At 68.1% G+C, this 4,797-nt stretch carries 4 protein-coding genes; 3 read left to right on the top strand and 1 reads right to left on the bottom strand.

Features of this window, described 5'->3' with window-relative positions; all coding sequences use genetic code 11:
• Nucleotides 1-203: 203 nt before the first annotated feature.
• Nucleotides 204-959 (bottom strand): LytTR family DNA-binding domain-containing protein, encoded by a 756-nt coding sequence (locus ACE3TL_RS16590; protein ID WP_374579769.1) that lies wholly within the window; start codon nt 957-959, stop codon nt 204-206.
• 258 nt (nt 960-1,217) lie between these two features.
• Between ACE3TL_RS16590 and sucC the strand changes: the two genes are divergently transcribed.
• The 3 genes from sucC to ACE3TL_RS16575 form a co-directional block, all read left to right on the top strand.
• On the top strand, nt 1,218-2,417 hold the full coding sequence (sucC, locus tag ACE3TL_RS16585) for an ADP-forming succinate--CoA ligase subunit beta (protein ID WP_374579768.1): 1,200 nt from the start codon (nt 1,218-1,220) through the stop codon (nt 2,415-2,417).
• Complete coding sequence (gene sucD / locus ACE3TL_RS16580) at nt 2,417-3,295, top strand: succinate--CoA ligase subunit alpha (protein ID WP_374579767.1); 879 nt, start codon at nt 2,417-2,419, stop codon at nt 3,293-3,295. Before sucC ends, sucD begins: the two co-directional genes overlap by 1 nt.
• A gap of 114 nt (nt 3,296-3,409) precedes the next feature.
• A partial coding sequence (locus tag ACE3TL_RS16575; protein WP_374579766.1) for a thiamine pyrophosphate-dependent enzyme occupies nt 3,410-4,797 on the top strand: 1,388 nt, incomplete at its 3' end.

Here is a 4,797-nt window from a genome sequence, read left to right as displayed (position 1 = left end):
ACTACGGCAAGCCCGGACCCACCGTGATGCTCGCCGGATGGCTGCACTTCCAAGCCGCTAAGGACGGCGTCACCACACTGGCCGACAACAATGTGTGAATCCGGTAGGCGCTGCGCGCTTTCCGGGACGACACGCGAAGTGGGCTACCGCCGCTTATCGGAGCCATATGCGATTGCCCTGCCCCAAAAGGGGAGGAATGGGCCCTAAATCCACCCCCGCTCGCGCAGCGCCTTCGCATAGGTGCGGCTGACCGGAACCTCCGAGCCGTCCTTCAGCGTCAGGGTGGCGCGGCCGTCGCCCCGGCGGGCCTCGGCGATGGCCGCGCGCGCCACCCACCAGGAGCGGTGCACCTGCATCCCCTCGATCCCGTCGAGCTCGGCCACGGCGTCGGCCAGTCGCAGCAGGATCAGGTCCTGGCCCTGGGAGGTGTGCAGGCGCAGGTAATGGTCTTCCGACTCCACCGCCCACAGCTCGGCGCCCCGCAGCCGGGCGGGCAGCCGCTCCAGGAACCGGGGCGGCTCTGGCGTCGCGGCGGAGGCGGGCGGGGCGGCGCGCATGTTCATGAACACCGCGAAGAGGGTCATGGTCTCGCACATGACGAAGGTCACGCCGAAATAGCCGGGCAGTTGGGCCAGCGGCGCCGCGCCGTGCGGGATGAGCCGCGTGGAGCCCCACACCGCCAGGGCCATGAGCGGAGTCATCAGGGCCGCGGCCAGCGCCGCCTGGGCTAGCCGCCGGCCTGCGCCCCAGCCCAGCCGCACGACCAGCCGCAGCGCGACCATGCCGAGCCCGCCCCCGACCCAGGCGATGGCGACCATGTAGAGGGTGCGCGGCAGAAACGGCATGCCCCCGCTGCCGAACGCGCCGACGAAGCTGAGGAACACGCCGATCAGGCCGGAGATCGCCAGGGTGCGCCGCGCCGAAGTCCAGGTGATCGGCCCCAGGGGCGGGTCCTGCATCATTCCGCGCATCCGACTTTGCGCATTGCTCGGCTCGTCCTTCAGGCCCGCCGTCCTCGCCCGGCTCCGCAGATAGCCGATGTCGCCCAGAACGCAAACGGGCGGCCACCTGCGGCTCGCGCGCCGAGCGGGCGTGCGGCGTACTAAAATTACAATGATTTCTTGGCGTGGCGCGGTTGCCACACGCAAGCATGGCGCCTATAACCCGGCCCGTCCGTCGGCCCCGGCGGGCTTCCCCATCACGCGTTCCGCGGCCTCATGAACATCCACGAGCATCAAGCCAAGTCCGTCCTCTCCGAGTTCGGCGTGGCGGTCCCGCGCGGCTATGCCGCCTTCTCCGTCGACGAAGCGGTCAAGGCCGCACAGGACCTCGGAGGTCCGGTCTTCGTCGTGAAGTCCCAGATCCACGCTGGCGGACGCGGCAAGGGCCGCTTCGAGGGCCTCGGCCCCGACGCCAAGGGCGGCGTCCGCGTCGTCAAGTCGGTGGACGAGGTCAAGGCCAACGCCGAGGAGATGCTCGGCCGCGTGCTGGTGACCCATCAGACCGGCCCCAAGGGCAAGCAGGTGAACCGCCTCTACATCGAGGAAGGCGCCGCGATCGCCAAGGAATTCTACCTGTCGCTGCTGGTCGACCGCGAGACGAGCTGGGTCTCGGTCGTGGCCTCCACCGAAGGCGGCATGGACATCGAAGAGGTCGCCCACTCGACCCCGGAGAAGATCGTCACCTTCTCGATTGACCCGGCGACCGGCGTCTTCCCGCACCATGCGCGCAAGCTGGCCAAGGCCTTGGGCCTGACCGGCGGCCTCGCCAAGGAAGCGGCGACCCTGCTCGGCCAGCTCTACACGGCGTTCCTCGCCAAGGACATGAGCATGCTGGAGATCAACCCGCTGATCGTCACGGGCGACGATCACCTGCGGGTGCTCGACGCCAAGGTCAGCTTCGATAGCAACGCGCTCTTCCGTCACCCCGACATCGTCGCCCTGCGCGACGAAAGCGAAGAGGACGCCAAGGAGATCGAGGCCTCGAAGTACGACCTCAGCTACATCGCCCTCGACGGCGAGATCGGCTGCATGGTCAACGGCGCGGGCCTGGCCATGGCGACCATGGACATCATCAAGCTCTACGGCGCCGAACCGGCCAACTTCCTCGACGTCGGCGGCGGCGCCAGCAAGGAGAAGGTCACCGCGGCCTTCAAGATCATCACCGCCGACCCGAACGTGAAGGGCATCCTGGTGAACATCTTCGGCGGCATCATGCGCTGCGACATCATCGCCGAGGGCGTGGTCGAGGCGGTCAAGGAAGTCGGGCTGCAGGTTCCGCTGGTCGTGCGCCTGGAAGGCACCAACGTCGAGCTCGGCAAGAAGATCATCGCCGAGAGCGGCCTCAATGTGGTGTCCGCCGACGACCTGTCGGACGGCGCCGAAAAGATCGTCAAGGCCGTTCGGGAAGCCGCCTAATGTCCATTCTCATCGGCAAAGAAACCCGCGTCATCTGCCAGGGCATTACGGGCGCCCAGGGCACCTTCCACAGCGAACAGGCCATCGCCTACGGGACCAAGATGGTCGGCGGCGTGACCCCCGGCAAAGGCGGCCAGACCCATATCGGCCTGCCGGTGTTCGACACCGTCGAGGATGCGGTCAAGCAGACCGGCGCCGACGCCAGCGTGATCTACGTGCCGCCGCCCTTCGCGGCCGATTCGATCCTGGAAGCCGTCGACGCCGAGATCCCGCTGATCATCTGCATCACCGAGGGCATCCCGGTGGCCGACATGATCAAGGTCAAGCGCGCGCTCTCGGGCTCGAAGTCGCGCCTGATCGGCCCGAACTGCCCCGGCGTGCTGACGCCGGACGCCTGCAAGATCGGCATCATGCCGGGCAACATCTTCAAGAAGGGCTCGGTCGGCGTCGTTTCGCGCTCCGGAACCCTGACCTATGAAGCGGTCTACCAGACCTCGCAGGTCGGCCTGGGCCAGACCACCGCGGTCGGCATCGGCGGCGACCCGGTCAAGGGCACCGAGTTCATCGACATCCTCGACATGTTCCTCAAGGACCCGGAAACCGAGTCGATCATCATGATCGGCGAAATCGGCGGCTCGGCGGAGGAAGACGCGGCGGAATTCATCAAAAATTCGCCCATCAAGAAGCCTATGGTCGGTTTCATCGCGGGCCGTACGGCGCCTCCGGGCCGCCGCATGGGCCACGCCGGCGCCATCATCTCCGGTGGCAAGGGCGGTGCGGAAGACAAGATCGCGGCCATGGAAGCCGCGGGCATCCGCGTCTCCCCCTCGCCGGCGAAGCTGGGCGAAACCCTCGTTCAGGTGCTGAAAGGCGCCTGAACCCCACGGCCGGGCGCTGGCAGGCGCTCGGCGACAACCTAAGTAGTATGGGCGGTTCGCGCTCGGCTCCTTCATCCTGAGGTCCGCGCCGGACCCCTCGGGAAAACGGACCAAATGGCGGACGACGGCAGTCTGATCAACGAGGTGCTCGCTGAGACCTCCTTCCTCTACGGCGGCAACGCCGCGTTCGTGGAGGACCTCTACGCGAAGTGGGCGGCGAACCCGGCTTCGGTCGATGCGTCCTGGCAGGCCTTCTTCGCCTCGCTGAACGACCGCGCCGAAGAGGTGAAGGCCGCCGCCGGCCAGCGCTCCTGGACCAAGGCCGGCGCGCCCGCCGCCCGCCCCGACTGGCTCTCGGCCATCGACGGCCTCTGGCCTGCGGTCGAGGCGAAGGTCGGCGCCAAGGTCGCCGAACGCGCCGCCCCCGGGGCCAGCGCCGAATCGGTCCGCGCCGCCACCCTCGATTCCCTGCGCGCGATCATGATGATCCGCGCCTATCGGATGCGCGGCCACCTGCGCGCCAACCTCGACCCGCTGGGCGTCACCGTGCCCGAGGGCGATGCTTCCGAGCTCGATCCGGCGACCTACGGCTTCACCGAGGCCGACCTCGACCGCCCGATCTTCCTCGACTACGTGCTGGGCCTGGAGACGGGCTCGATCCGCGAAATCCTGGCGCTGCTGAAGCGCACCTACTGCGGCGACATCGGCGTCCAGTACATGCACATCTCCGACCCGGCCCAGAAGGCCTGGCTGCAGGAGCGCATCGAGGGCCGCGACAAGGAGATCCACTTCACCAAGGAGGGCAAGGTCGCCATCCTGAAGAAGCTGATCGAGGCCGAAGGCTTCGAGCGCTTCCTGCACAAGCGCTATCCGGGCACCAAGCGCTTCGGCCTGGACGGCGGCGAGGCCATGGTCCCGGCCATGGAGCAGATCATCAAGCGCGGCGGCGCGCTCGGCGTGCGCGACATCGTCTTGGGCATGCCGCACCGCGGCCGCTTGAACGTGCTGGCCGCGGTGATGGCCAAGCCCTACCACGTCATTTTCCACGAGTTCCAGGGCGGCTCCTCGGTGCCGTCCGACATCGAGGGCTCGGGCGACGTGAAGTATCACATGGGCGCCTCGTCCGACCGCGCCTTCGACGGCAACAGCGTCCACCTGTCGCTGACCGCCAACCCCTCGCACCTGGAGATCGTCAATCCGGTGGTGCTGGGCAAGGCGCGCGCCAAGCAGGCCTTCACCCTGCGCGATGCGCCGGACTCGGGCCGCGGCCACGTGCTGCCGCTGCTGCTGCACGGCGACGCGGCCTTCGCCGGCCAGGGCGTGGTGGCCGAGTGCTTCGCCATCTCCGGCACCAAGGGCTACCGCACCGGCGGCACCATCCACTTCATCGTCAACAACCAGATCGGCTTCACGACGGCGCCGCAGTACAGCCGCTCCTCGCCCTATCCGTCGGACGTGGCGCTGATGGTCGAGGCGCCGATCTTCCACGTGAACGGCGACGA

This window comes from Phenylobacterium sp. (genome assembly GCF_041920015.1).
GTDB lineage: Bacteria > Pseudomonadota > Alphaproteobacteria > Caulobacterales > Caulobacteraceae > Phenylobacterium.
This window is presented reverse-complemented; position numbering and strand designations above follow the sequence as displayed.

What these genes read in the sequence shown, in the direction of transcription:
- ACE3TL_RS16590 (WP_374579769.1), bottom strand. Translation starts at nt 959, where the DNA reads ATGCAGGACCCGCCCCTGGGGCCGATCACCTGGACTTCGGCGCGGCGC.
- sucC (WP_374579768.1), top strand. Translation starts at nt 1,218, where the DNA reads ATGAACATCCACGAGCATCAAGCCAAGTCCGTCCTCTCCGAGTTCGGC.
- sucD (WP_374579767.1), top strand. Translation starts at nt 2,417, where the DNA reads ATGTCCATTCTCATCGGCAAAGAAACCCGCGTCATCTGCCAGGGCATT.